The organism is Curtobacterium sp. GD1 (assembly GCF_020882855.1).
Classification (GTDB): Bacteria; Actinomycetota; Actinomycetes; order Actinomycetales; family Microbacteriaceae; genus Curtobacterium.
This window is the reverse complement of the sequence record NZ_JAFEVQ010000014.1, coordinates 40534-66585: the sequence shown is the minus strand read 5'-3', so window position 1 is coordinate 66585 and position 26052 is coordinate 40534. Positions and strand designations below refer to the sequence as shown.

26 protein-coding genes are annotated in these 26052 nt (G+C 70.6%); 13 read left to right on the top strand and 13 right to left on the bottom strand.

What is annotated here, in order from left to right:
• The first annotated feature begins 136 nt into the window (after positions 1–136).
• The 3 genes from JSX79_RS09715 to JSX79_RS09705 all read left to right on the top strand — a co-directional run bounded on the left by JSX79_RS09715 (position 137) and on the right by JSX79_RS09705 (position 2316).
• On the top strand, positions 137–889 hold the full coding sequence (locus JSX79_RS09715) for a hypothetical protein (RefSeq protein WP_229085958.1): 753 nt from the start codon (positions 137–139) through the stop codon (positions 887–889).
• Positions 890–995: 106 nt separating this feature from the next.
• Complete coding sequence (locus tag JSX79_RS09710) at positions 996–1589, top strand: dihydrofolate reductase family protein (RefSeq protein WP_229085957.1); 594 nt, start codon at positions 996–998, stop codon at positions 1587–1589.
• A gap of 10 nt (positions 1590–1599) precedes the next feature.
• The gene (locus tag JSX79_RS09705; protein WP_229085956.1) at positions 1600–2316 is read left to right on the top strand and encodes a hypothetical protein; all 717 of its coding nucleotides are present in this window, start codon (positions 1600–1602) and stop codon (positions 2314–2316) included.
• 16 nt (positions 2317–2332) lie between these two features.
• Here the strand turns inward: JSX79_RS09705 and JSX79_RS09700 are convergent, their stop codons facing one another.
• Positions 2333–3364 carry an alcohol dehydrogenase catalytic domain-containing protein gene (locus JSX79_RS09700; protein WP_229085955.1) on the bottom strand — a complete coding sequence of 344 codons (1032 nt, stop codon included), beginning with the start codon at positions 3362–3364 and terminating at the stop codon, positions 2333–2335.
• Positions 3365–3460: 96 nt separating this feature from the next.
• Here JSX79_RS09700 and JSX79_RS09695 point away from each other — a divergent pair, with 96 nt between their 5' ends.
• Positions 3461–3901: a GNAT family N-acetyltransferase gene (locus JSX79_RS09695; RefSeq protein WP_229085954.1), complete on the top strand. Its 441-nt coding sequence runs from the start codon at positions 3461–3463 to the stop codon at positions 3899–3901.
• A 184-nt stretch (positions 3902–4085) separates the two neighbouring features.
• Here JSX79_RS09695 and JSX79_RS09690 read toward each other — a convergent pair whose 3' ends face one another.
• Positions 4086–4766 (bottom strand): SDR family NAD(P)-dependent oxidoreductase, encoded by a 681-nt coding sequence (locus JSX79_RS09690; RefSeq protein WP_229085953.1) that lies wholly within the window; start codon positions 4764–4766, stop codon positions 4086–4088.
• A gap of 102 nt (positions 4767–4868) precedes the next feature.
• On the opposite strand from JSX79_RS09690, the gene JSX79_RS09685 reads away from it, so the two are divergent.
• Positions 4869–5702, top strand: coding sequence for a helix-turn-helix transcriptional regulator (locus JSX79_RS09685; protein ID WP_229085952.1), 834 nt, complete (start codon positions 4869–4871; stop codon positions 5700–5702).
• Here the strand turns inward: JSX79_RS09685 and helR are convergent.
• Positions 5689–7818 carry an RNA polymerase recycling motor ATPase HelR gene (gene helR, locus JSX79_RS09680; RefSeq protein ID WP_229085951.1) on the bottom strand — a complete coding sequence of 710 codons (2130 nt, stop codon included), beginning with the start codon at positions 7816–7818 and terminating at the stop codon, positions 5689–5691. The genes JSX79_RS09685 and helR overlap by 14 nt on opposite strands.
• Before the next feature lie 98 nt (positions 7819–7916).
• Entirely contained in the window at positions 7917–9137 is a 1221-nt protein-coding gene (locus tag JSX79_RS09675) for a beta-ketoacyl synthase (RefSeq protein ID WP_229085950.1), read from the bottom strand.
• A 56-nt stretch (positions 9138–9193) separates the two neighbouring features.
• Here JSX79_RS09675 and JSX79_RS09670 point away from each other — a divergent pair, with 56 nt between their 5' ends.
• On the top strand, positions 9194–9787 hold the full coding sequence (locus tag JSX79_RS09670) for a TetR/AcrR family transcriptional regulator C-terminal domain-containing protein (protein WP_229085949.1): 594 nt from the start codon (positions 9194–9196) through the stop codon (positions 9785–9787).
• Between the two features lie 18 nt (positions 9788–9805).
• Here JSX79_RS09670 and JSX79_RS09665 read toward each other — a convergent pair whose 3' ends face one another.
• Genes JSX79_RS09665 through dhaK form a run of 4 tightly spaced genes read right to left on the bottom strand, consistent with a single transcriptional unit; the run spans position 9806 to position 12520 of the window.
• The gene (locus JSX79_RS09665) at positions 9806–10102 is read right to left on the bottom strand and encodes a hypothetical protein (RefSeq protein ID WP_229085948.1); all 297 of its coding nucleotides are present in this window, start codon (positions 10100–10102) and stop codon (positions 9806–9808) included.
• A 13-nt stretch (positions 10103–10115) separates the two neighbouring features.
• A complete protein-coding gene (gene dhaM / locus JSX79_RS09660) occupies positions 10116–10838 on the bottom strand; it encodes a dihydroxyacetone kinase phosphoryl donor subunit DhaM (RefSeq protein ID WP_229085947.1) in 723 nt (240 codons plus the stop codon).
• The gene (gene dhaL, locus JSX79_RS09655) at positions 10835–11461 is read right to left on the bottom strand and encodes a dihydroxyacetone kinase subunit DhaL (RefSeq protein WP_070418992.1); all 627 of its coding nucleotides are present in this window, start codon (positions 11459–11461) and stop codon (positions 10835–10837) included. The genes dhaM and dhaL overlap by 4 nt, the downstream gene beginning before the upstream one ends.
• A 57-nt stretch (positions 11462–11518) precedes the next feature.
• Positions 11519–12520, bottom strand: a complete 1002-nt coding sequence (dhaK, locus tag JSX79_RS09650; RefSeq protein ID WP_070419595.1) for a dihydroxyacetone kinase subunit DhaK — start codon at positions 12518–12520, stop codon at positions 11519–11521.
• A 312-nt stretch (positions 12521–12832) separates the two neighbouring features.
• On the opposite strand from dhaK, the gene JSX79_RS09645 reads away from it, so the two are divergent.
• Together JSX79_RS09645 and glpK are read left to right on the top strand one after the other, a co-directional pair.
• Positions 12833–13555, top strand: coding sequence for an MIP/aquaporin family protein (locus JSX79_RS09645; protein WP_070418991.1), 723 nt, complete (start codon positions 12833–12835; stop codon positions 13553–13555).
• 45 nt (positions 13556–13600) lie between these two features.
• Entirely contained in the window at positions 13601–15112 is a 1512-nt protein-coding gene (gene glpK, locus JSX79_RS09640; protein ID WP_070418990.1) for a glycerol kinase GlpK, read from the top strand.
• Between the two features lie 81 nt (positions 15113–15193).
• On the opposite strand, the gene trpD is transcribed toward glpK, so the two are convergent.
• Positions 15194–16249 carry an anthranilate phosphoribosyltransferase gene (trpD, locus tag JSX79_RS09635; RefSeq protein ID WP_092387129.1) on the bottom strand — a complete coding sequence of 352 codons (1056 nt, stop codon included), beginning with the start codon at positions 16247–16249 and terminating at the stop codon, positions 15194–15196.
• Between the two features lie 70 nt (positions 16250–16319).
• On the opposite strand from trpD, the gene JSX79_RS09630 reads away from it, so the two are divergent.
• The 5 genes from JSX79_RS09630 (at position 16320) to JSX79_RS09610 (ending at position 21703) form a co-directional block, all read left to right on the top strand.
• Entirely contained in the window at positions 16320–16958 is a 639-nt protein-coding gene (locus tag JSX79_RS09630) for a heme-copper oxidase subunit III (protein WP_031260857.1), read from the top strand.
• 21 nt (positions 16959–16979) lie between these two features.
• Positions 16980–17789, top strand: a complete 810-nt coding sequence (locus JSX79_RS09625; protein ID WP_071294687.1) for a cytochrome c — start codon at positions 16980–16982, stop codon at positions 17787–17789.
• A 33-nt stretch (positions 17790–17822) separates the two neighbouring features.
• Positions 17823–18890, top strand: a complete 1068-nt coding sequence (locus JSX79_RS09620) for a ubiquinol-cytochrome c reductase iron-sulfur subunit (RefSeq protein WP_070418987.1) — start codon at positions 17823–17825, stop codon at positions 18888–18890.
• On the top strand, positions 18890–20575 hold the full coding sequence (locus tag JSX79_RS09615) for a cytochrome bc complex cytochrome b subunit (protein ID WP_070418986.1): 1686 nt from the start codon (positions 18890–18892) through the stop codon (positions 20573–20575). Before JSX79_RS09620 ends, JSX79_RS09615 begins: the two co-directional genes overlap by 1 nt.
• A 168-nt stretch (positions 20576–20743) precedes the next feature.
• Complete coding sequence (locus JSX79_RS09610) at positions 20744–21703, top strand: phosphodiesterase (RefSeq protein WP_071294686.1); 960 nt, start codon at positions 20744–20746, stop codon at positions 21701–21703.
• A gap of 94 nt (positions 21704–21797) precedes the next feature.
• On the opposite strand, the gene JSX79_RS09605 is transcribed toward JSX79_RS09610, so the two are convergent.
• From JSX79_RS09605 to JSX79_RS09590, 4 genes are all read right to left on the bottom strand, one after another.
• Entirely contained in the window at positions 21798–23351 is a 1554-nt protein-coding gene (locus tag JSX79_RS09605) for a stealth conserved region 3 domain-containing protein (RefSeq protein WP_229085946.1), read from the bottom strand.
• A 93-nt stretch (positions 23352–23444) separates the two neighbouring features.
• Positions 23445–23900, bottom strand: coding sequence for a DUF6804 family protein (locus tag JSX79_RS09600; RefSeq protein WP_229085945.1), 456 nt, complete (start codon positions 23898–23900; stop codon positions 23445–23447).
• A complete protein-coding gene (locus JSX79_RS09595) occupies positions 23900–24484 on the bottom strand; it encodes a GDSL-type esterase/lipase family protein (protein WP_071294684.1) in 585 nt (194 codons plus the stop codon). The genes JSX79_RS09600 and JSX79_RS09595 overlap by 1 nt, the downstream gene beginning before the upstream one ends.
• Entirely contained in the window at positions 24481–26013 is a 1533-nt protein-coding gene (locus JSX79_RS09590; RefSeq protein ID WP_070418981.1) for an SDR family oxidoreductase, read from the bottom strand. The genes JSX79_RS09595 and JSX79_RS09590 overlap by 4 nt, the downstream gene beginning before the upstream one ends.
• Positions 26014–26052 lie beyond the last annotated feature (39 nt).

Genomic DNA, 26052 nt, shown 5'->3' with positions numbered 1-26052 from the left:
CGATAATGCATATTATGTCAACTCAGATCCTCGCTCGCGTATTTGCACACCCTTAGGCCTAGACACGCATATTTGACATTTGGAATATTTAGACTCACTCTTGGGATGAACAGTTCGCTCCCAGCAGGAGGCCATCGTGCACGACAACCCGCAGCAGTACTTCCTCCTGACCGCCACCGTGCGCCCGAACATGCTGAAGAAGTTGCGCGTCACCGACCCGACGATCCGGCTCCGTCAGTACCAGGACGCGCTCAAGCACTGGGTCGAGGCCGCCCGTCAGCAAGACGCCGGCGTCATCATCGTCGAGACGAGCGGATTCGAGCGTTCAACATTCCTGTCCGAGGTGGCACCCGACGATCGCGCGGCAATCCAGTACGTCAACTACGAACCCAGCGCAGAGGTCGTTGATCGCGGTATCGGGTACATCGAGTGGTCCGCGATCAGGTACGCGATCGACAGCAACGAGTTCGATGGCGCAGACACGGTCTACAAGGTGACCGGTCGACTCGTCGTCACCAATCCCGGGCAGGTATTCGGCAAGCTCGCCTCCGACGGTGTTCGCCTCAGGACGCGAATCGATGGGTCGCACTCTGATACTCGAGTTCTCGGTGCGTCGGTGCGGATGTGGCAGGAGGTCATCCTGCCTGCGGCCGAAGACGTCGACTACGAACGACGTATCGAGATAGAGCACTGTGTTGCCGCGCGCATTCGGTTTGCGAGGACGATTCGTAAGGTTAAGGTCTCGCGATTTCCACGACGACCGCTGTTCGCAGGGCAGTCCGGAACGAACGGCTCGGTCTATTCGCCGTGGAAGGTCGCGCTTCAGGGACTCCTCGTTCGCCCCCTTGAGCCGTTGGTCGCGCTCGCTGCGCGATCGATCTCCCACTGACGCATCACGTCGACGACGTGCAACTCGCGGCGCTGGTGAGGTGTTCCGAACTGTTCTAGCATCGCGGTCATGAGCACCGAGCGGTGCTCGGAAGCGGCGGTGTCCGATGCGGAAGCTCGTCCTCAAGATGTCGATGTCCCTCGACGGTTTCGTCGCAGGTGCACGTGCGGAGTCCGACTGGATGTTCCGCGACGCGAGTCCGGACTCGGCCGCGTGGGTGCTCGACACCGTGTCCGGCGCCGGTGTGCACGCGTTCGGTCGTCGGACGTTCGAGTCCATCGCCGGCTTCTGGGCGAACGCGACGACACCCGTCGCCGGTGCGATGAACACCGTCCCGAAGGTCGTCTTCACCCGCCAGGCCGGGTTCGATCCCGCCACGGTCGACACGGGTGGGGCCGACTCCCCCGCGGCGGCGACCTGGACCGGTGCCCGGGTGGCGAACGGCGACCTCGTGGCGGAGGTCGACCGGCTGCGGGCCGAGGACGGCGCCGACGTCCTCGCACAGGGCGGGACGGACTTCTGCCGGAGCCTGGTGGCTGTGGGCCTCGTCGACGAGTACCGCCTGGTGGTCCTGCCGGTGGTGCTCGGGACGGGTGACGGGATCTTCTCGGGGCTGCAGGACGAACTCGACCTGACGTTGATCAGCTCGACGGTGTTCGACGGCGGCGCGAAGGCGGACGTGTACCGACCGAAGCGCTAGCGTTCCCGGCATGGGTGCGTACGACGAGCAGATCGGCCGGAACCTCCGACGGGTGCGCCGGGAACTCGTGCACCTGGACCGGTCGACGGTGGCGTTCCGGATGCGCCTGCGCGGTTGGTCATGGGACGAGGACGTCGTCGCGGCCGTCGAGGACGGCGGACGACCGATCCTCCGTACCGAGGCGTCCGACCTCATGAGCGCGCTGGGGTACTCGACGGCGTTCATCACGATGCGGACCGACGCGGAGTCGGTGGCCGAGATCGCGGATCAGCGACTCGTGGTCGCCGCTGCCGGCCTGCGGGAGGCGGCTGACCACTGGTTCGAGACGGCCGCCAGGTTCGACGCGAACGGGCTCGCGATCCCGACGACCATCGAACGGTTGCTGGTCGAGGGGCGGGAAGCCTTTGCGGATCCGGACGCCGTCCTCGGGACGCCCGCTCCCGCGCCGGAGGGCGGCGCGGCGTCGACGACCTTGGCCGAGTGGGAGGACCTGCCCGTGCGGCCGCCGCACCCGCTCGACACGATCGGCGTCGGCGTGCCGTGGACCGACGAACAGCTCCGCATGCAGTACGGACATGACCTCCGCGAGGCGTCCGACGCCGTGCGGGTCGCCGTGGTCGAGTGGCTGCGTGCCGCGGCAGCACATGCGCCCCTCTGGCCGGACGACACCCCTGGGTCGCCCGAGCAGATCGTCGAGGACGTCCGATCGCTCCGGATCGCCGGCTGAGCGCGGTCGCCGGCGCTCAGAACACCGCGACCGTCATGCCCGCGGAGGTCGCCGGCCTGTCCATCGCGAGGATCGCCTCGGGAAGCTCGTCGAACCCGATCGTCCGACCGATCGACTCGGACGGGCGGAGTCGCCCCGCGACGACGTCGTCGAGCATCGCGGCGTACTCCCCCACCGAGATCCCGTGACTGCCGAGCAGCTCGAGTTCGTCGCCGATGACGCGGCCCATCGGGATCGCCGGCACGGCCTCGTCGTCGAGCAGCAGCCCGACCTGGACGTGCCGACCCCGAGGCCGCAGTGCGGCGACCGCGGCGACCGACGTGGCGCGGCTGCCGAAGGCGTCCACGGACACGTGGGCTCCGCCGCCCGTGACGGCTCGGACGGCCCCCCCGACCGCGTCGTCCATCGGCACCGCGACCGCACCGAGGGCTTCCGCACGTGCGAGCGCGGCGGGCGAGACGTCCACCGCGACGACCTTCGCTCCGGCGGCGACCGCGACGATGACGGTCGACAGTCCGACTCCCCCGCAGCCGAAGACGGCCACCCACTCGCCGGCGGCCACCCGTCCCCGGGCGTGCAGTGCGTGGTACGCGGTCCCGAAGCGGCACCCGAGTCCGGCGGCCTCGGCGAACCCGACGGCGTCCGGCAGCGCGACGAGGTTGACGTCCGCGTGCGGGACCACCACGGCCTCGGCGTACGAACCGGGCAGTGTGAAGCCGGGCTGCTGCTGCCGGGTGCACACCTGCGTCGCACCGTCCAGGCACTGCTCGCACTCGCCGCACGCGAAGACGAACGGCGCGGTGACCCGGTCCCCCACGGCGAACCCGCGGACGTCGGGGCCGGCGGACGACACCACGCCGGCGAACTCGTGCCCGGGGACGTGCGGCAGGCGCACCGAGTCGTCGTGCCCCTTCCACGCGTGCCAGTCGCTCCGGCAGACCCCGGTCGCGGCGACCCGGACGACCACCCCGTCGACCGGGGCGACCGGGTCCGGGACATCCACGACCACGGGGACGGAACCGAACTCGTCGTACTGGACTGCGCGCATCCGGCCATCCTGACAGACGGTGCCCCGCGTGAGCGCCGTCCACAGATCGTGGATCGGCCGTTGCGGCCCGGACGCCGCCGCCGCTTCACTGGCTGCATGAACGGACTGCGCTTCTCCGCCGACCCCGCCGACCTCGACGTCCCCCGTGTCCACCGCTGGCTGAGCGAGGAGTCCTACTGGGCCCGGGGCCGTGACCGTGCCACGCAGGACGCGATCATCGCCGGCTCCCGGAACTTCGGCGTCTACGACGACACCAGCGGTCAGCAGCTCGGGTACGCCCGTGTGATCACCGACGGTGTGACGTTCGGCTGGCTCGCCGACGTCTTCGTCGACCCGGAGGCGCGAGGCAGGGGTGTCGGGGTCGCCCTCGTCCAGGGAGTCACTGAGGCCATCGAGCCACTCGGACTGAAGCGGTTCGCACTCTTCACCGCCGACGCCCACGGCTTGTACGAGCGGTTCGGGTTCCGCCCGCTCCCCGATGCAGCGGGCTGGATGATGCGTCCAGGGCTGGGTTTCGGTGCCGACGTGCACGACTGAACCGGGCGCTCTGCGACCCGGCCACGGGACGGAGCGAGCTCGCCCGTCGGACGCGAGCCGTGCCTCCAGGCCGTCCCGCCCGCGGTGGGGACGCACTTGGTGAGCAGAAGGTGTCGGGTCGATCCGTCCGACCCGACATCTTCTGCTCACGAAGCGGCCGCGGCGCCCCGCGGGCCGCCCGCCCTCAGTACGCGACGCGCCCGGCGCGGTCGTGGAACTCCCCCGTGGGACCGTCCGCGCCGATCGTCGCCAGCGCCACCGTGGCGTCCGTCCCCTCGGTCACGGTCTGGTGCCCGCCGAACCCGTTGAACTCCGTCGCCGTGTACCCGGGGTCGCTCGCGTTCACCCGGAACCCGGGCAGGTTCTTCGCGTACTGCACGGTCAGGGCGATGAGTGCCGCCTTCGACGCCGCGTACGGCACCGCCGGCACCGGGTACTCGTCCCGCCCCGGAGTCGTCAGCCACCGCGGGAAGCCCACACCCGAGGCCACGTTCACGATGACCGGGTTCGCCGACTCCCGCAGCAGCGGCAGCGCCGCCTGCGTCACGCGCACGACGCCGGTCACGTTCGTGTCGAGCACGGCTCCGATCGCAGCGGCGTCGAGGTCGTCGACCCCGAACGACGTCCCGAGGATTCCGGCGTTGTTGACGAGCACGTCGAGTCCGCGCAGTCCGGCGACCGCGCGCTCGACCGAGGACTGGTCGGTGACGTCCAGCTGGACGACGTGCGCGCCGAGGGCACGCGCCGCGTCCCCTGTGGCCGGATCGCGCATGCCGGCGTACACGGTGTGCCCGGCCTCGACGAGGCGACGGACGGTCTCGAGCCCGAGACTGCGGTTGGCTCCGGTGATGAGTGTCGTTGTCATGCGCCCAGCCTCCGCCTCCGTGGCCCGGTCCCCCAGGCACCGCTCGACAGTGGGACCACCAGTACCAGGCAGGCCGGGAGGCGCGGGTCGAGGATGGTGGGCATGAGCGAGTTCGCGAGTGTGCTGCGTTCCTGGCGCGACCGGGTCCGTCCCGAAGCGGTCGGCCTGCCGGCCGGGCCCGGACGACGGACGCCCGGTCTCCGTCGCGAGGAGCTCGCTGCGCTCGCCGGGGTGAGCGTCGACTACGTCGTCCGCCTCGAACAGGGACGCGCGACGAACCCGTCGCCGCAGTTGCTCGGCGCACTCGCCACCGCGCTCCGTCTCACCGAGGAGGAACGCGACCACCTCTGCCGCGTCGCAGGGTCCGCGCCGCCGTCGCGCCGGGTCGTCCCCCGGCACGTCACCCCGGGCGTGCAGCGCATCGTCGACCGCCTCGGCGACGTCCCCCTCGCCGTGTTCACCGCCGCGCACGACATCGTCCTGTGGAACGACCTCTGGGCAGCGCTCACCGGTGACCCATCCCGGTACACGGGCATCGACCGGAACCTCGTGTGGCGACACTTCATGCACGGCCACGACGAGGTCGAGTGGGACGACGAGCACCAGGAGGAGTTCTCCAGCGACCTCGCCGCCGACCTCCGCGCCGCCGTCGGACGGTACCCCGCCGACCGGGACCTCGCCGAGCTCGTGGCACGCCTCCGTCGCGAGTCCCCCGAGTTCGAGCGCCGCTGGGACACCGGACGCGTCGCCGAGCACCGGGCGAGCCGCAAGCGCGTGCACTCCCCCGTCGGCCCGATCGAGATCGACTGCGACGTCCTGAGCGTGCCGGGCGGGGACCTCCGCATCGTCGTCTACACGGCCGTCCCCGGCACCGAGGACGCCGCGAAGCTCGACCTCCTGCGCGTCACCGGCCTGCAGGAACTCACGCCGAGCTGAGCACGACCAGTCGTTGGGTCGCCCGGGTCATCGCCACGTACCGGTCGACCGGGCGCCACCGCTCCGGGTCCACCAGGACGACGAGGTCGAACTCGAGACCCTTCGTGGCCTCCGGGGAGAGGGAACGGATCCGGTCCGTCCCCGCGTACCCGGCGTCGCCGACCACGCACGCGATCCCGTCGGCGCTCGCCGCGGCCCACGTGTCCAGGACCTCGTCCCGCTCGTCGGCGGTCCCGTACTGCACCGGCACGCCGGAGTCGCGGATCGAGGTCGGCACGTTCGCGTCCGGCACGGCTGCGCGGATGACGGCTTCCGCGACCGCCATCACCTCGGACGGCGTGCGGTAGTTGATCCGGAGACGCGCGGTCCGGACGTCCCGGAGCCCGATCCGGGCGAGCCGGTCCTCCCACGACTCGGCGAACGGCTCCCGCGCCTGGGTCCGGTCCCCCACGACCGTGAGGCTCCGGCTCGGGCACCGCCGGAGCAGCATCAGCCACTCCGCGTCCGTGAGCTCCTGTGCCTCGTCGACGACGACGTGGGCGAACGGTCCCGCGAAGGCATCGGCGTCCGGTGCCGCCGTCACCGCGTCGTCGTCGAGGCTGTTCCGCGCGTCCGCACCGCGCAGCATGCTCATGAGCTGCAGCTCGGAGTCGTCGTTCGCGACGAGGTCCTCGATCACCCGGTCCATCCGCTCGCGTTCGGCGGCCCTGGCGGCCGCAGCACGACGCTCCCGGGCCGGAGCGGCCGGGTCCCCGATCCGTCGACGGGCGGCGTCGAGCACGGGCAGGTCGGACCGGGTCCACGCGCGGGAGTCCGGGCGGTGCAGGCGTGCGCGGTCGGCTGCGGTGAGGTCGGGCGCGCACCGCGCCAGGTGCTCGGGCACCGCGAGCAGGTCCGCGACGACACCGTCCGGGTCGAGCACGGGCCACGCCCGGCGGAACGCGTCACGCAGGACGTCGCTGTCGTCCACGGAGGCGCGGATCGCCCTGGGTGGGGCCGCTCCCGCGAGGCGGTTGGTCACGATCTCGAGCAGCGCCTCCCAGACGTCGGAGCGTGCGGCGTTGTGCGGGTCGCCCGGGTCCGCCGCGTCGAACGCGTCGGCCCAGTCGTCGGGCGTGATCGGCACGTCCGCCCAGTCCGTCTCGACGACGACCGTCAACTCCGGCGGCTGCTCGTACCCGCGCACCGCACGCTCGACCGCCCGGGTCAGCGCCGTACCCGCCTTGATCGCCGCGACGTCCGGATCTGCCTCGTCGGGGACGTCGGCGCCGTCGGGCACCAGGTCCGTCACGGTCGCGAGCTGCACCCCGTCCTCGCCGAGTGCCGGCAGCACGTCCCCGACGTAGTCGAGGTGCCCGTGCGTCGGCCCGACGAACAGCACGCCCCCGTGCCGCGGCGACACGCGTGGGTCGGCGTACAGCAGGTACGCCGCCCGGTGCAGCGCGACGACGGTCTTGCCGGTCCCCGGGCCGCCGTCCACCACGAGTGCTCCGGCCGAGTCTGCGCGGATCACGGCGTCCTGGTCGGACTGGATCGTCCCGAGCACATCCCGCATCCGCGGGCTGCGGCTGGTGCCGAGACTCGCGACGAACGCCGACTGGTCGTCCAGGGCTGCGGTGTGCAGCAGGCCCTCGGCGGTGAAGGCCTCGTCCCAGTAGTCCACGATCCGACCGCGCTGCCAGCGGTAGCGTCGCCGGCTCACCAGGCCACGAGGATCGCCGTGCGACGCCGCGAAGAACGGTTCGGCGGTCGCGGAGCGCCAGTCGACCAGCAGCCGCTCGAGGTCCGCGTCGGTGAGCCCCGAGCGGCCGACGTAGACCGGGTGCGGTCGGTCGGCGAAGACCATCCTGCCGATGCACAGGTCGAGCCCGTACCGCCGGAGTGCCGTGAGCTCGCGGGTGACCCGGCGCACCTCGGCATCGCGCTCCACCGTGTACTCCCCGCCGCCCGCTCGGGTCCGGCGGAGCTCGTCGAGGCGTCGGGTGAGCGTCGTGGTCGAGGCGTCGAGGGTGGCGGCGATCGCGGCGAAGTGCCGCTCGTCGTCGGCGATCAGGGCCGGATCGGCCTTGTCGGCGAGGCGTTCGGGGAGGTCGAAGACGGGGTACGGCGTTGACACGAGGGTCGATTGTGGGGCACGACGGGGGTCTTGCGGCAAGCCCCCGGTCCGGCCGTATCCTGGTCATGGCAGGAGGCGTCCGCCGTCTCGCGGCCGGTTCACGCCGCGGTGAACACCAGCGACGCGTTCTGCCCACCGAAGCCGAACGAGTTGTTCAGCGCCGTCCGGATCGGTACCTCCCGCGCGACTCCGGCGACCACGTCCAGCTCGACCGCCGGGTCGAGGTGCTCCAGGTTCAGCGTCGCCGGCACGAGCCCGGTCTCGATCGCCCGCACGGCGAGGATCGACTCGACGGCACCGGCTGCCCCGAACATGTGCCCGATGGCCCCCTTCGGCGCGGTCACGACCGCTCCGGTGCCGACCGCGCGAGCGATCGCAGCGGCTTCGCCGACGTCCCCGACGGGCGTGCTGGTCGCGTGCGCGTTGACGTGGTCGATGTCGTCGCCCGTCAACCCGGCCATGCGGATCGCCGCGGTCATCGCCCGCTCCTGTTCGGACCCGTCCGCCAGGGGTGCGGTGATGTGGAACGCGTCCGAGGTGATGCCCCATCCGGCGAGGGTCCCGTGCGAGTGCTGGGTGCGGGCAGCGGCGTGGTCGGCCCGCTCGAGCACGACGAACCCGGCACCCTCGCCGAGCACGAACCCGCGGCGCGATGCGTCGAAGGGGCGGGAGAGCGTCGTCGGGTCGTCGTCGCCGGGCTTCGCGAGGGCCTGCGACTGCGCGAAGGACGCCATGGTCACCGGCGTCACGGCCGCCTCGGTGCCACCGGCGATGACGACGTCGGCCTCCCCCGTGACGATCAACCGCGCGGCCGTCGCGATCGCCTCGGCCCCGGAGGCGCAGGCGGACACGGTCGTGTACGCCCCGGCCCGTGCACCGAACGCGATGCTGATCTGCGCCGCGGCGGCGTTCGCCATGAGCATCGGGACGGTGCGGGGAGACACGCGACGGGCGCCAGCGGTGCCGAGCACGTCGTGGGCGTCGAGGAGCGTCTCCACTCCCCCGATCCCGGTGCCGACGACGACGGCGAGCCGGTCCCCCTCGACCGTCGGGGCGCCGGCGTCCGCCCAGGCCTCCTCCGCCGCGACGAGCGCGAGCTGCTGGCTGCGGTCGAGCCGGTTCGCCCGGACCCGCCCGAGTGCTCCGTCCGCGTCGAGTGCGGCGGCGGCACCGACCCGGATCGGGACCTGGTCCCAGTGCGTGCCGGTCCGGTCGAGGTCGTGCACGCCGGAGCGGCCGGCGACCAGGGCGTCCCAGAGCGTGTCGACGCCGTGGCCGAACGGCGACACCGCTCCGTAGCCGGTGATGGAGATGTGCACGGGAGGCTCCTTCTTGTACGTTGAACAAGTTGAGTTGTACCACGTACAATTCCGGCATGGCAACCACGAGCGACGCCCCGGGCACCCCGCGCGGGGCAGCGACCCGGGCGCGGATACTCGCCGCGACCGCCGGACTGCTCAGCGGCACCGGCGGCCCGACCGAGCACCGGACGGTGACCGTGAGCGAGATCGCCCGGGCCGCGGGCGTCTACCCGAACCAGATCACGCACCACTACGGATCGAAGGACCGGCTGGTGCTCGACGCCGCCTTCGCGCTGTTCCTGCGCGACACGACCCGGTTGCAGGCAGCCGGGCGCCGCGCCACGAGCGCCGAGGCGTTCCGGCAGGTCCTCGCCCGCACCGCCCTCGCGATGCCGTCGACGCCGCTCGTCGTGCGGGCCCTCGCGAGCGCGGGCGACGATGCCGCGCAACGCGATCGGGTGCGACTGCTCCTGCAGGTGCTGTTCCGGCAGTCGGAGCGCTACCTCGAACGGGTCGTCACCGAACACGGCTGGACGAGCCGGAGCGGCGTCGGACGCGACGCGCGGACGTTCTGGAGCGCGGTGTTCGGCGCCACGCTGCTCGCCGACGCCGGGGTCACCGGCGGACCGTCCGACCTCGACCTCGCCGGCACCGTCTCGATCACCTGAAGGACCGAGCGACCGGCCTCAGCGGTGTGCCGCCCAGAGCTCGCCGGCCCGGTCGGCACCCCGCCGGATCACCTCCGCGAGCTCCGGCCGGTCCGGAACGGGGAACGAGACGTACGCACCGCGTCCACCGGCGACGGGTCGCCCGTACGCCTTCGCCGCGAGGGTCCGGTCTGGCAGCATCCGGACGGTGATGGTCTCGAGTTCGAACTCCTCTCCGCGGCGCTCGTCCCGCCACCGCAGCGCGGGCGGGACGCTCACGGTGATCGCCATCGCGCCCACCACGACCTCGTCCGACGAGTCGATCGGCTGCGCCATCAGCCGCGCCGGATCACTCGCCGAAGCCGGACCGCACGAGGGCCACGAGCGCGTCGACCGCGTCCTGCGCGTCGGCTCCGGTCCCCTCGATGGTCACCGACGCCCCCCTGGGCAGTGCGAGCGCCATGATCGCGAGCAGGCTCTTCGCGTCCACCCCGTTGACCCGGACCTCGGCGTCGAACTTGGCGGCCGTCTTCACGAACTCCGCGGCCGGCCGGGCGTGCAGGCCGCTCTCGTTCAAGAGTTCCACCGTCTCGGACGCGGCCACGTCGTCGACGGAGCCGGTCCCGGAGACCGGCGCCGCGCCTCCTGGACCGTCGCCGGACGGACTGGAGGCGCGACTCGCGTCCGCCTCGGAGCCTGCGGCAGACGCGGCAGCGGCCAGGACCGCGTCGACGTCGCCACCGGTCTGTGCGGCGACGGCCGCGGCGACCGCGCCCTCGACCAGCGGGGCCTGCGAGACGTGCACGCGCGCCCGGACGTCGTCGTCGAGGAAGTCGAGCGCGGTGTCGGTGGTCAGGTAGGCGGAGCCGAGGTCGCACAGGACGACCACTGCCTCGGCGTCGGCGAGTTCCTCGATGCCGGCCGTGATGGCCTCGAACGAGGTGCCGATGCCGCCGTCGTCGGTGCCACCGGCGGCCACGAGCGGGACGTCCGCCGCCATCTGCCGGGCGAGCTCGACGGTGCCGGTCGCGATCGCCGCGCTGTGCGAGACGATCAGGATCCCGACGGTCACGCGGCGTCCACGGCCGCGCGGAGGATGTACACGGTGGACTGCGCGCCCGGGTCGCGGTGCCCGACGGCACGTTCGCCGAGGTAGCTCGCGCGGCCCTTGTGGGCGACCAGCGGGTCGGTCGACTCCGCGCCGGTGACGGCCGCGTCGGCGGCGGCGGCGAGCACCTGCTCGGGGCTGTCCCCGGCGGCGGCCGCGGCGCCGGCGGCGTCGACCGCGGGCGACCAGGCGTCGACCATGGTCTTGTCGCCGACGGCGGCCTTGCCCCGGGACACGATGCCGTCACGGGCGGCGGTCAGCACCTGGACGAGCGTGTCGGCGTCGAGCTCCGCTGCGTCCCCGGCGGCCTGTGCGGCCTTGAGGTACGCGGTCCCGAACAGCGGACCCGCGGCACCGCCGACCGTCGAGATGAGCTTCGTCGCGACGACCTTCAGCACGGCTCCGGGGGTGTCGAACGAACCGGCGTCCACGGCCTCGAGCACGGCACGGAAGCCGCGGTCGAGGTTCTCACCGTGGTCGCCGTCGCCGATCTCACGGTCGAGCGTGACGAGCTCGGCCCGGTGCTCGTCGATCGTCGCGGCGGTGCGTCGGACCCAGTCGATGGCCCATGCGGTGTCGAGCGCCAATTCGTGTTCCTTCCTGCGTCCGGCTCCGTTCACGGGCCGGGTCGTGGTGCGGTGGGTTCAGCGTCCCCAGCGCAGTGCCGGGGTCTCCACCGGTGCGTCCCAGAGGGCGGTGAGTTCGTCGTCGAGCACCGTGACGGTGAGCGAGAACCCCTGCATCTCGAGGGATGTCACGTAGTCGCCGACCAGGCTACGCGTGACGTCGAACCCGCGGTCGGTGAGGACCTCGGCGGCGCGTCGGTAGGCGATGTAGAGCTCGGAGAGGGGCGTGCCGCCCATGCCGTTCACGAGGAGCAGGAGCTTCGACCCGGCGGGAGCGGCGAGGTCGGTGAGGATCGGTTCGAGCACGCGGTCCACGAGCTCGTCGGCCGGGGCCATCGGGATGCGTTCGCGGCCGGGCTCGCCGTGGATGCCGATGCCGAGCTCGACCTCGTCGTCGGCGAGGGTGAACGACGGCTCGCCGGCGTGCGGGACGGTGCCGGAAGCGAGCGCGAGCCCCATCGAGCGCGTGACGTCGTTCACGTGCCGGGCGACGGCGGCGACGGCGTCGAGGTCGTCCCCCCGCTCGGCTGCGGCGCCCGCGCACTTCTCGACGACGACGGTGCCGGCGACCCCGCGTCGGCCGGCCGTGTAGAGCGAGTCCTGCACGGCGACGTCGTCGTCCACCACGACGGACTCGACCCGGACGTCGTCCATGCCGGCGAGTTCGGCGGCGGTCTCGAAGTTGAGGACGTCGCCGGTGTAGTTCTTGACGATGTGGAGCACGCCCGCTCCCCCGTCGACGGCCTTCGTCGCGGCGACGATCGGGTCCGGCGTGGGACTCGTGAACACCGGCCCGGGCACCGCGGCGTCGAGCATGCCGTACCCGACGAACCCGGCGTGCAGCGGCTCGTGTCCGCTGCCCCCGCCGCTGACGATCCCGACCTTGCCGGACACCGGGGCGTCCGCGCGGTGGATGTGGATCGGGTCCTCGACCAGCACGACGTGGCCGGCGTGGGCACGGGCGAACCCGCGCACGGTCTCGTCGACCACGGCCTGCGGATCGTTGATGAGCTTCTTCATGCTGACCTCCACGGAGTGCGGGCGATCGCGAGGCAGCACCGCCGTCGTCGACCGGAGTGCCCTCAATCTACATCGCCGCCCCGGGCGAGCGTTCCCCCCGTGTGCACGTTCGTGCACCCCCCCGGGGGCGGCCCACCGGCCTCGGATGCGCGGGCGCACACCGACCATGCACGTTCGTGCACAATCGCGCACTTCCCTCACGAATGCATCGCCATCCGTCGATGCCCGTCAGTATGCTCGGCCCCAATCACTCAACGGGGAGTGCCGGCGCTGTACCACCGGACCCCCACCCTCACGCACTGGAGGTCACCGATGGACGGCATCGGCGTCAATTTCCTCTCCGAGCTCGTCGGCACGGCGATGCTCATCATCCTGGGTGGCGGCGTCGTCGCCGCTGTCTCGCTGACGAAGTCCAAGGGCTTCGGAGCCGGCTTCCTCATGGTGACGATCGGTTGGGGCTTCGCGGTCTTCGCCGGTGTCACCGTGTCGTACAAGTCCGGCGGCCAGCTCAACCCCGCGGTGAGCCTCGCGCAGGCCATCCTGGGCAACATCACCATCGGTGAGATGTTCCTCTACTGGCTCGCCCAGCTGATCGGCGCGATCATCGGTGCGGTCATCGTCTGGCTGGCCTACAAGCAGCACTTCGACGAGGAACCCGACGCGGCCGCGAAGCTCGGCGTCTTCTCCACCGGCCCGGCGATCCGCACGTACGGCTGGAACCTCGTCACCGAGATCATCGGCACCTTCGTGCTCGTCTTCGTGGTCATCGCCTTCACCAACGGCAAGACCCCGGCCGAGCTCGGCGCCATCCCGGTCGCCTTCCTCGTGATCGCGATCGGTGTCAGCCTCGGTGGCCCGACCGGCTACGCGATCAACCCTGCACGTGACCTCGGCCCCCGCATCGCGCACGCCTTCCTGCCGATCAAGGGCAAGGGCTCGAGCGACTGGGCCTACGCCTGGGTGCCGGTCGTCGGCCCCCTCGTCGGTGGTGCCCTCGCAGCCGGGCTGTCGTACGCACTCCTGCCCCTCGCCTGATCCACCCTCACCACACCCACCCGAGCAAGACCGTTAGGAGCACCAATGGCCGACTACATCGTCGCCATCGACCAGGGCACGACCTCCACCCGAGCGATCGTCTTCGACCACTCCGGCTCGATCGTGTCCGTCGGACAGAAGGAGCACGAGCAGATCTTCCCGCGTGCCGGGTGGGTCGAGCACGACCCGTCGGAGATCTGGGACAACACCCGTGAGGTCATCGGCCAGGCCCTGTCCCGCGCCGACATCACCCGCCACGACGTCGCGGCGGTCGGCATCACCAACCAGCGCGAGACCGCGGTGGTCTGGGACAAGAACACCGGCAAGCCGGTCTACAACGCGATCGTCTGGCAGGACACCCGCACGCAGTCGATTGTCGACAAGCTCGCCGACGGCGACACCGACCGCTACAAGTCGGTCGTCGGTCTGCCGCTGGCGACGTACTTCGCCGGCACCAAGATCGTCTGGATCCTCGAGAACGTCGAGGGTGCGCGCGAGAAGGCCGAGGCGGGCGACCTGCTCTTCGGCACCACCGACACCTGGGTCCTCTGGAACCTGACCGGTGGCGTCGACGGCGGCGTCCACAAGACCGACGTCACGAACGCGTCCCGCACGCTGTTCATGGACCTCGAGACGCTCGAGTGGCGCGACGACATCCTCGCCGACTTCGGTGTGCCGAAGTCGATGCTCCCCGAGATCGTCAGCTCCTCCGAGGTCTACGGCCACGTCGAGTCCTCGAACCTCCTCCGCGAGGTCCCGATCGCCGGCATCCTCGGCGACCAGCAGGCCGCGACGTTCGGCCAGGCGGCGTTCGACCAGGGCGAGTCGAAGAACACCTACGGCACGGGCAACTTCCTCATCTTCAACACGGGCACGGAGATCGTCCGCTCGGAGAACGGGCTGCTCACGACCGTCGGCTACAAGCTCGGCGACCAGGAGACGCACTACGCGCTCGAGGGTTCGATCGCCGTCACGGGCTCGCTCATCCAGTGGCTCCGCGACAACCTCGGCCTGATCGGCAGCGCCCCGGAGGTCGAGGCCCTCGCCAAGACCGTCGAGGACAACGGCGGCGTGTACTTCGTCCCGGCGTTCTCGGGGCTCTTCGCGCCGTACTGGCGTCCGGATGCCCGCGGTGCCATCGTCGGCCTCACCCGCTACGTCAACAAGGGTCACATCGCCCGCGCCGCCCTCGAGGCGACGGCGCTGCAGACCCGCGAGGTCCTCGACGCCGTCAACGCGGACTCCGGTGTGGACCTCACCGAGCTCAAGGTCGACGGCGGCATGACCGCCAACGACGCGCTCATGCAGTTCCAGGCGGACATCCTGAACGTGCCGGTGGTCCGTCCGGTCGTCGCGGAGACGACGGCGCTCGGCGCGGCCTACGCGGCCGGGCTCGCGGTCGGGTTCTGGGCGAACCTCGACGAGCTCCGTGCCAACTGGCAGGAGGACAAGCGCTGGGAGCCGCAGCTCGACGAAGCCGAGCGCGAGCGCACCCTGCGCCTCTGGAAGAAGGCCGTCACGAAGACGTTCGACTGGGTCGACGAGGACGTCCAGTAGTCCTGTCCTGAGGTGACCGCCTGGAGGCGCGGTGCCGGTCCCACGGACCGGCACCGCGCCTCCGCTGTGTTGCGTCTGCGCTCACGCGACGGGGGTCGCGCCCACCCAGTCGGCCAGCTTGCGCGCGGCGGCGCCCGAGTCGATCGCGTCGGCCGCGACGACCAGCTGCTCGCGGAAGCGCTGCAGGATCGGGCGGTCGACCTCGGCCGGGTCCTCCGCCAGGCGGAAGGACACCAGGCCGGCGGCGGCGTTGAGCAGGACGATGTCGCGGACGGGGCCGGTCTCCCCCGCGAGGACGCGGTGCACCACGGCGGCGTTGTGCTCCGGGTCGCCGCCGAGCAGGTCCTCGATCCGGGCCCGGGCGATCCCGAGGTCGCGCGGGTCGAGGTCGTGCTCGGTGACGCGGCCGCCGGTGACCTCCCAGATGTGGCTGTGCCCGGTCGTCGTCAGCTCGTCGAGGCCGTCGTCGCCGCGGAACACGAGCGCGGTCGCCCCGCGGGTCTGGAACACGCCCGTGATGATCGGGACGAGCTCGAGCTGCGCCACGCCCACGGCGTTCGCCTCGCACCGTGCGGGGTTGACGAGCGGACCGAGGAAGTTGAACACCGTCGGGACGCCGATCTCGCGGCGGACGGGTCCGGCGTGCGCGAACCCGGGGTGGAAGGCGCTCGCGAACGCGAAGGTCAGTCCGACACGCCGGAACGTGTCCGCGACACGCGCGGCGTCCATCGTCAGGTCGAGCCCGAGTGCGGCGAGGACGTCGCTCGACCCGGACTTCGAGGAGCTCGCCTTGTTGCCGTGCTTCACGACGGGGACACCCGCGGCGGCGATCACGATCGCGCTCATCGTCGAGACGTTCACCGTGCCGACGACGTCGCCGCCGGTGCCCACGATGTCCAGTGCCATCGGGTCGACGTCGAGCTGGACGGCCGCGTCGAGGATCGCGTCGCGGAAACCGACGACCTCGTCGACGGTCTCGCCCTTGGCGCGGAGGGCCACGACGAAGGCGGCGATCTGCGCCGGGGTGGCCCGACCTGCCACGATCTCCTGCATGGCCCATGTGGACTGGCTGATCGTCAGGTCTTCGCGCGCCATGAGCGCGCTGATCACGGCAGGCCAGGTGAGAGCGTCGAGCATGCTCTGATCGTAGTGAATTCGAGAGACCCGCCAGTTGGCTGCGAAAACACTGTCCGTGGTTTCGGCCATAATGGAGTCTGTGACTAGCACCCCTCTCTCCAGATCCGCCAGCGGTCCGGTCCTGAACAGGCCGAACGCCGTTGCCGTGGGGACGATCGTGTGGCTGGGCAGCGAGGTCATGTTCTTCGCCGGCCTGTTCGCGATCTACTTCACGTTGCGCAGCACCTCGCCCGAACTCTGGGCGACCGAGACCGCCAAGCTCGAGGTGCCCTTCGCCTCGGTGAACACGATCATCCTGGTGCTGTCCAGCTTCGCCTGCCAGTTCGCGGTCTTCGCGGCCGAGCGCTTCCAGGTGCACCGGACGAGCTGGAACCCCAAGGACTGGGGCATGACGGAGTGGTTCTTCGTCACGTACTGCATGGGCGCGATCTTCGTCTGCGGCCAGATCTTCGAGTACGCGAACCTCTGGCACGAGGGCGTGACGCTCTCCTCCAGCGCCTACGGTTCGGCCTTCTACATGACCACCGGGTTCCACGGTCTGCACGTCACGGGTGGCCTCATCGCCTTCCTGCTGACGCTCGGCCGCGGGTTCGCCGCCAAGAACTTCGGTCACAAGGAAGCGACCACCGCGATCGTCGTGTCGTACTACTGGCACTTCGTCGACGTCGTCTGGATCGGCCTCTTCGCCGTCATCTACCTTCTCAAGTAGGAACTGGATAGCCCCCACCGCATGTTCAACAGAACCAAGTCCAAGAAGGGCCGCCGTTCCCCGATGGCGACCGTGTCGCTCATCGTCGTCGGTCTCATGACCACCGGCGGTGCGTACGCGCTGTTCAGCTCCACGGCGAACGCCGACGACAGCACGAGCACCGTGGCGGCCTCGAGCCAGTCGAAGGTGAACGAGGGCCAGAAGCTCTTCGCCTCGAACTGCGCCACCTGCCACGGCCTCTCCGCGCAGGGCACCAGCGAGGGTCCGTCCCTCATCGGTGTCGGTGCCGCGTCGGTCGACTTCCAGGTCGGCACCGGCCGCATGCCGATGGCCGCCCAGGGCCCCCAGGCCGAAGAGAAGCCCGCGCAGTTCACGGACGAGCAGATCGACGCACTCGCCGAGTACGTCGCCTCGCTCGGCCCCGGCCCGGCGGTCCCCTCCGAGAGCCTCACCAACGGCGAGGACGGCGACGCCGCCGAAGGTGCGGAGCTCTTCCGCATCAACTGCGCCATGTGCCACAACGTGGCCGGCGCCGGCGGTGCCCTGACCGAGGGCAAGTACGCGCCGAACCTGCAGTCGGTGTCCGGCAAGCACATCTACGAGGCCATGGTCACTGGCCCGCAGAACATGCCGGTGTTCAACGACCTGAACCTCACCCCCGAGCAGAAGGCCGACATCATCACGTACCTCAAGTACGTGCAGGACAACAAGTCGCCCGGCGGGTTCGCACTCGGCTCCCTCGGCCCGGTGGCAGAGGGTCTGTTCATCTGGATCTTCGGACTCGGCGCGGTCGTCGCGATGACCGTCTGGCTGACCGCGAAGTCCAACTGATCGTCCGTGTCGAACGACACTGAAGGGAACACCATGGCAGAGCACGACGACGAGGCACTGAACTCGTCCTCGGCTGTCGAGAAGCACGGCACGACCACCACCTCGGCCGGGATCGCGGTCCTGCCGACGGACCCGTTCGAGAACCCGGGCGAGCCGCCGCACCGCGCACGCCGCACCGACGTCGACCCGAAGAAGCAGCGCCTGGCCGAGCGTCAGGTCGCCACGTTCTTCTACCTGTCGATCGTGGGCAGTGTCCTCGCGATCGCGGCCTACGTCGCCTTCCCGATCGACTCCGACGACTTCGGGACCGTCCGGACCGCCAACCTCTGGCTCGGCCTCTCGATCGCCCTCGCCCTCCTCGCGCTGGGCCTCGGCGCCGTGTACTGGTCGAAGTCGCTCGTGGTGGACCGCGAGATCACCGAGCTCCGCCACGGCACCCGCGGCACCGACGCGACCCGCGCCAAGGCGGTCGAGGCGTTCCAGCTCGCCGACAAGGAGTCCGGCTTCAGCCGTCGCAAGCTGATCCGCAACTCGATGATCGGCGCCCTGGCGGCCTTCCCCCTCCCGGGCATCGTCCTCGTGCGCGACCTCGCGCCCGCGGCCGACCCGAACGAACTCCTCCGCCACACCATGTGGGCGAAGGGCACGCGCCTGACGAAGGACCCGACGGGTCTGCCGATCAAGGCGTCCGACGTGACCATCGGTTCGGTGTTCCACGTCATCCCGGACGGCATGCTCGACAAGGAGGACATGCTCGAGGAGAAGGCCAAGGCCTCCGTCCTCCTCATGCGCCTCGACCCCAAGGACCTCAACCCCTCCAAGGGCCACGAGAACTGGGGCTACGACGGCATCGTCGCGTACTCGAAGATCTGCACCCACGTCGGATGCCCGGTCGCCCTGTACGAACAGCAGACGCACCACCTGCTCTGCCCGTGCCACCAGTCGACCTTCGATGTCTCGAACAACTGCGAGGTCATCTTCGGGCCGGCGGCACGCCCCCTCCCCCAACTTCCGATCGCGATCGACGACGACGGCTACCTGGTTGCGCAGAGCGACTTCCACGAGCCCGTCGGCCCGTCCTTCTGGGAGCGTGAACGCTGATGAGCAGCACGACCACCAACGCACCCGCGTCGTCGACCACCAAGCCGGCACCGGAGCGCGGATCCCGCATCATCGGCGGGGTCGCCAACTACATCGACGAGCGCACGAGCATCTCGGGCCTCGTGAAGGAAGTCGGGCGCAAGATCTTCCCCGACCACTGGAGCTTCATGCTCGGCGAGGTGGCGCTGTACAGCTTCGTCGTCGTCCTGCTGTCCGGTACCTTCCTCACGTTCTTCTTCCAGGCGTCCATGGCCGAGGTGGTCTACCACGGCTCGTACGTCCCGCTGAAGGGCATCGAGATGTCGACCGCACTGCAGTCGACGCTCAACATCTCGTTCGACATCCGCGGCGGGCTCTTCGTCCGGCAGATCCACCACTGGGCGGCCCTGCTGTTCGTGGCCTCGATCATGCTGCACATGGCCCGCGTGTTCTTCACCGGTGCCTTCCGCAAGCCGCGTGAGCTCAACTGGGTGTTCGGCTTCATCCTGTGGGTCCTGGCCATGGCCGAGGGCTTCACGGGCTACTCGCTCCCCGACGACCTGCTCTCCGGCAACGGTCTGCGCATCATCGTCGGCATGATCGAGGGTGTGCCGGTCATCGGCGTCTGGATCGCCTACCTGCTCTTCGGTGGCGAGTTCCCGGGGACCGACATCGTCGGCCGCCTCTACACGCTGCACATCCTGCTGCTCCCGGCGATCCTCGTCGCGGTGCTCGGCGTCCACCTCGTGCTGGTCGTCATCAACAAGCACACGCAGTTCGCCGGCCCCGGCAAGACGAACGAGAACGTCGTCGGCGTGCCGATCCTCCCGGCGTTCGCGGCGAAGGCCGGTGGGTTCTTCTTCATCGTCGCGGGCATCCTCGCCCTCATCGCGTCGCTGTTCACGATCAACCCGATCTGGAACTACGGCCCGTACGACCCCTCCCCGGTGTCCGCCGGTACCCAGCCCGACTGGTACATCGGCTTCGCCGACGGCGCGCTCCGTCTGGTGCCGCCGCACTGGGAGGTCGTGTGGTTCGGCTACACGGTGTCGTTCAACATCCTCGTGCCGATCGCGGTGCTGGTGTTCCTCATCCTCGCCATCTTCATCTACCCCTTCATCGAGGGTTGGGTCACCGGCGACAAGCGTGAGCACCACATCCTCGACCGCCCGCGCAACGCCCCGACCCGCACGGCGTTCGGTGCCGCCGGCATCACGCTCTACGCGAGCCTCTGGGCGGCCGCGTCGTCGGACATCATCGCGACCCACTTCTACGTGTCGATCGACCACGTCATCCACGTGATCCAGGCCACGACGGTCCTCGGCCCGTTCGTCGCCTTCTGGATCACGAAGCGCGTGTGCCTCGCCCTGCAGAAGAAGGACCGCGAGATCGTCCTGCACGGGTACGAATCCGGACGCATCGTGCGACTCCCCCACGGCGAGTACATCGAGGTGCACGAGCAGCTCGACGAGTACGAGCGGTGGAAGCTCCTGCAGTTCAACGAGTACAAGCCGCTCATGATCCGTCCGAACGCCCGAGGCAAGATCTCGAGCCTGCAGAAGGCCCGCGCCAGCATGTCGCGCTTCTTCTTCGAGGACCGGATCACCCCGGTGTCCAAGGCCGAGCTCGAGGCTGCGCACGCCGCGCACCACGGCCCGGACCTCGAAGCCGGACACGAAGCGCCCGCGGTCGAGTCGAAGCACTAGGCACCCTGCGCACCGGAACCCCCGTCACCTCGGTGGCGGGGGTTTCGTCGTGCGTGCGGGAACACGCCGTGCCGCGTTCACGTTCGATTCACCGACACGTGCTGGACTCGTCCAGGACGGTGTGGCACTGTGTTGCACCACGCACCCGACCAACGGAATGAGACCCCGATGGACAGCCGGACGGCCGAACACCCCAGGCCGAACCACTTCCTGCTCCACCTCAGCGACACCCATCTCGTGGCGGGTGACGGCGACCTCTACGGTGACGTCGACTCAGCTGCGCGGCTCGGCCAGATCATCGCCGACATCGAGTCGTCGGGGACGCGTCCCGAGGCCATCGTCGTCACGGGCGACGTCGCCGACAAGGGCGAACCCGGCGCGTACGCCCGCATCCGCGACATCGTCGAGCCGGCCGCGCGGCGGATCGGCGCACAGGTCATCTGGGCGATGGGCAACCACGACGAACGCGGTGCCTTCCGGCAGGAGCTGTTCGGGCTCCAGCCGACCGACCGTCCGGTCGACTTCGTCTACGACGTCAACGGCCTCCGGGTGATCACCCTCGACACGAGCGTGCCCGGCGCCCACCACGGCGAGGTCTCCCCCGAGCAGCTCGACTGGCTGGCCGAGGTCCTGTCGGAGCAGGCACCGCACGGCACCATCCTCGCGATGCACCACCCGCCGGTGCCGAGCGTGCAGGACCTCGCCGTCCTCGTCGAGCTCCGCGACCAGGACGCCCTGGCCGAGGTCGTCGAGGGCAGCGACGTCATCGCCATCATCGCCGGCCACCTGCACTACTCGACGAGTGCCGTCTTCGCGGGCATCCCCGTGTCGGTCGCGAGTGCCACGTGCTACACGCAGGACCTCACCGAGTACCAGGGCGGTACCCGAGGGCAGGACGGCGCGCAGTCGTTCAACCTCGTGCACGTCTACGGCCACAACGTGGTGCACTCGGTCGTGCCGATCGGGCACTACGCCACGGTCGGCGAGCCGGTGTCGTCGGCCCAGACCGAGGCTCGGCTCGCTGCGGCCGGCGTGACGATCCCGGCGGCTGCGGAGCCCGCGCCGGTGACGTCGAGCATCCCGGTGTTCACGCTCGACTCCGTGCCGGTCTCCCCCGTCCACCGGTAGGCCGCCGCACTTCGTGAGCAGAAATGGTCGGGTCCGCGCTGTGGACCCGACCATTTCTGCTCACCATGTGCCGGCGCGAGCCCGCGCGCCCGCCTCAGCCCGCGGGGCGCTCCCACGGCGCCGGGAACGGGAAGTACTTCTCGAGGAAGTCCGTCACCCGCTGCGTCCGCTCCTCGTCGCTGACCTCGGGGAAGCTCCCGTCGTTCAGGCAGAAGAAGTCCGCGTTGCGCTTCTTGAGCAGGTCGCCGAGCGCCCGCAGACCGGACTGCATCGTCGTGTCGATGTACCGCACCTCGGCGTTCTCCTGCACGATCGCCCGGCCGGTGAGCAGCGAGTAGTAGTGGTACAGCGAGTTCGTCACCGAGATGTTCTCGGCAGCACGGAACCGTGAGGCCGCGGTGGCCGCGAACTCGTCGGCGAACTCGTGCTCCATCTCGGTCATGATCGAGGCGCGCAGCGGGGTCGGCGCGTGCTCGAGGTGCCGGGTCGTCACCGCACCGAACCGCTGCTGCAGCAGTCGGCGGTTGACCCGGGCGGAGTTCTCGAACCCGCTGCGTGCCGGGTTGTTCGACCCGAGGCCGATCCGCGTCGTCGCGAGGATGAACTTCGTCACCGAGCCCGGGCTGAAGAACACCGAGGGGTCGACCAGGCGGCCGAAGAACATGTCGTCGTTCGAGTAGATGAAGTGCTCGCTGATGCCCGGGATGTGGTGCAGCTGTGACTCGACGGCCTGCGAGTTGTGCGTCGGCAGGACGGAGGGGTCGGCGAAGAACTCCTCGGAGCGGACGATGCGCACCTTGGGGTGCTCGGCGAGCCAGGCGGGCGCCGGGGAGTCCGTGGCGATGTAGATCTGCCGGATCCAGGGCGCGAACGTGTGCACCGACCGGAGCGCGTACTTCAGCTCGTCGATCTGGCGGAAGCGGGCGGGGGCGTCGTCGCCCTCGCCCAGGACCGCACCGGACTGCGCAGCCTGTCGTGCGCGCTGGTACTCGATCGCGTTGCCGTCGACCCACGAGAACACGATGTCGATCGGGAACCGGATGTCGGACACGTGGTCGTCGAACATGTGCTCGACCGTGCGCCAGGTGCGGCCGTACCGCTCGATGTCGACGAGCACGAACTCGTCGACGGGCAGGCTGCGGCGCATCAGGGCGTTCTCGACCGGCGCGAGGACCTCGGTGTCGGTGACCCGCCAGAACTCGAGCTGCACGCTCGTCTCGGCGCCGTAGCGCAGGCGTCCGAGCGGCTCGAGGCGCGGCCGGAACACGCGCAGGACGGGCTCGTCGACGGACCCGAGGCCGTCGTCGATGACGAGCACCGCGGGCTTCCCCGGAGGCTTCGCGTAGAAGGGCTCGTTCGCCGCGGCGGCCATGACGGCGCTCTCTGCCCGCTGCCGGTCGCGCTCGTCGAGGGCGATCACCGGCCGCTGGTCGTTGCCGCGGATGAGCAGGTGGTCGACGTCACCGGCGGTGAGGGCGTCGTCGAGGAACAGGAGGTCCTCGATCATCGACTGCTGCGGCGTCAGGTGTCCGTTGACGAGCGTCAGGCGTCCCTTCCGCACGACGACGTCGGGACGTTCGAGACCGCCGGAGGACGGTCGAGGGTTCAGCAGAGGACTCTCGGTCACCGGCTCGGTCTCGTTGCTCATCCACACCCTTCGGATCAGTGCGCCGGACCCGTTTGCCCGGCGACTCATCCTACCGTCCGCGCGGACGCTCGGTCCGCTCGTCGGTCGCCCGGGCTAGGGCCTGGAGGCGCTGCTCGCCTCCGCCTCGCGCGGCACCTTCACGACGATGCCGACGACGATGAACAGTGCGGCCGCGACGAGCTGCAGCGCCGCCCACACCTCGCCGGGGATCGGCACGACCGCGAGCGGGTTCCAGCAGACGGCGATCGCGGCCATCAGGAGCGCCGCCCACCACGTCCGCCCCCGCACGGCGAAGACGAGGACGATGAGGCTGAGCACGGTGACACCCCAGCGGGCGAACACGAAGCCGGACGAGTCGACGATCGCGACGCAGGCGAGGAGCACGATCGCCGCGATCAGCGACGGGGCGAGGGCCGGCCGGGTGAACGGCGGCAGCTCGCGTCCTGCTCTCCCGCCGGACGCCGAGCCCGACCGCGTCGGCTCCGCCCCGCCCACCGGCACGCCGTGCAGCGACGATCCCGCCGGTGGTCGACCCTTCCGTCCTGCCATCAGGCGGTGGCCCCGTCGAGGTCGATCGCCTGGATGGACCGGGACATCGGCGGGAGCTCGCGCACCCGTTCGAGCGCGGGCACGAGCTCGGCGACGTACGCCCGGTAGCCGTCCTCGGTGAGGTGCAGGCCGTCGTCGGTGAACCGGTCGTCGAGGTGGTCGCCGTCGGCGAGGGCCGGCCACGCGTCGAGGTACTGGGCGTGGCAGGTGGCGACGAACTGGCGGAGGTGCCGGTTCGCCTCCTCGATCTTGGCCGTGTACTCCGCCTGCCGCGGCAGGATCGACACGAGGAGCAGCCGGACGCCCGGGAGCTCGCGGCGGAGGGTCACGAGCACGGACTCGACCCCCCGGACGACGTGCTCGACGCTCTTGCGGTGGTTGCCGAAGTCGTTCGTGCCGATGAGCAGGACGATGACCTCGGGCTGCTCGGCGACGACGGCGTCCAGGCGTGCGAGGACCCCGTCGGTCGTGTCACCGCCGATGCCCTGGTTGACGGTCCGCTCGTCGGGCAGCCAGGCGTCCCACGACCCCTGCTCGGTGATGCTGTCGCCCAGGAACAGGACGCTCGTGCGTTCCTCGGTCATGCTGCCTCCTCGTGTGCGGGTTCCGGGTTCCCATTCTGCTGGGTCCAGTTCCGCCCCGTCGACTCGGTGTGCTCGGACTCCCGCTCGGCGGCCGCCGTGATGCGCTCGACCATCCCGGGGAAGATCACGCCGTGGAACGGCAGGATCGAGTACCAGTACAGGCGGCCCGCGAGCCCCTGCGGGAAGTAGATCGCCCGCTGCCGGTAGTCGCTGCCACCGTCGTCCGCGGGGGTCACGGTCATCTCGAGCCAGGCGCGGCCCGGGGACTTGAACTCGGCGCGCAGTCGCAGGTAGCGCCCGCGTTCGAGCCGCTCCACGCGCCACCAGTCGAGGGCGTCGCCCTGTTCGAGGCGCTTCTGGTCGCGCCGCCCGCGGTTCAGGCCGACTCCCCCGGCGAGCTTGTCCATCCACCCGCGTGCCACCCAGGCGAGCGGGAAGGAGTACCACCCGTTCTCGCCGCCGATCGACTCGACGACCCGCCAGACGTCGTCCGCCGATGCGGCCGAGTGGCGCTTGCGGTCGTCGACGTAGACGGTGTGGCCGGCCCAGTCCGGGTCGCTCGGCAGCGGGTCCGCGGGGGTGGCCGCGAGCGTCGCGTTCCGCCAACTGGTCTCGACCTCGCCGGTGCGCATGCGGCTCAGGGCGAGACGGACCGCGCGGCGGTACCCGGTCAGCCCGCCCTCCGGCCGCGGCACCACGTCGTCGATGTCGTGCTCGCGCTGGACGCACTCGAACTGGAGCGACTCGATGATCGGCTTGGCGAGCTTCCGCGGGATCGGCGTCACGATGTTGAACCAGTGCGCCGCGAGCCCCGGGGTGAGGACGGGCAGCGGCGAGATCGGGCGCTGCGGGAGCTTCGCCTCCACCGCGTACCCGTTGAGCATCTGCCCGTAGCGGAGGACGTCCGGGCCGCCGATGTCGAACGTGCGGTTCACGTCCGCGGGGATGTCGAGCGCCTTGACGAGGTAGTAGAGGACGTCACGGACGGCGATCGGCTGGATGCGGTTCCGGACCCACCGCGGCGCCGGCATCCACGGCAGGACGTCGGTGACGTGGCGGATCATCTCGAACGAGGTGCTGCCGGACCCGATCACCACGCCGGCCTGGTACGCGATCGTCGGGACGCCGGAGTGGAGCAGGACGTCCCCGACCTCCTTGCGGCTGCGGAGGTGCTTCGAGAGCTCGCCGTCGGGGTGCAGGCCGCCGAGGTACACGAACCGGCGCACGCCGGCGGCCGAGGCCTCGCGCGCCATGGTCTCGGCAGCGTCCCGCTCGGCCCGCTCGAAGTCGCCGTCCGCCCCCATCGCGTGGGCGAGGTAGTAGACGGCCTCGATGTCGGCGACGGCCCGGCGCACGGCGTCGGCGTCCTGCAGGTCGCCGGCGGTGATCTCGACGTCGTCGTGCCAGGGGACGTCCTGCAGCTTCCGGGGCGTGCGGACGAAGACGCGGACGGTGTGACCGGCTTCGAGGAGACGTGGGACGAGACGACCGCCGATGTAGCCGGTGGCCCCGGTGACGAGGACGCGCATGCGGGGCACGGTACGCGGCTCGGCTCCGGGTAGGCTTGC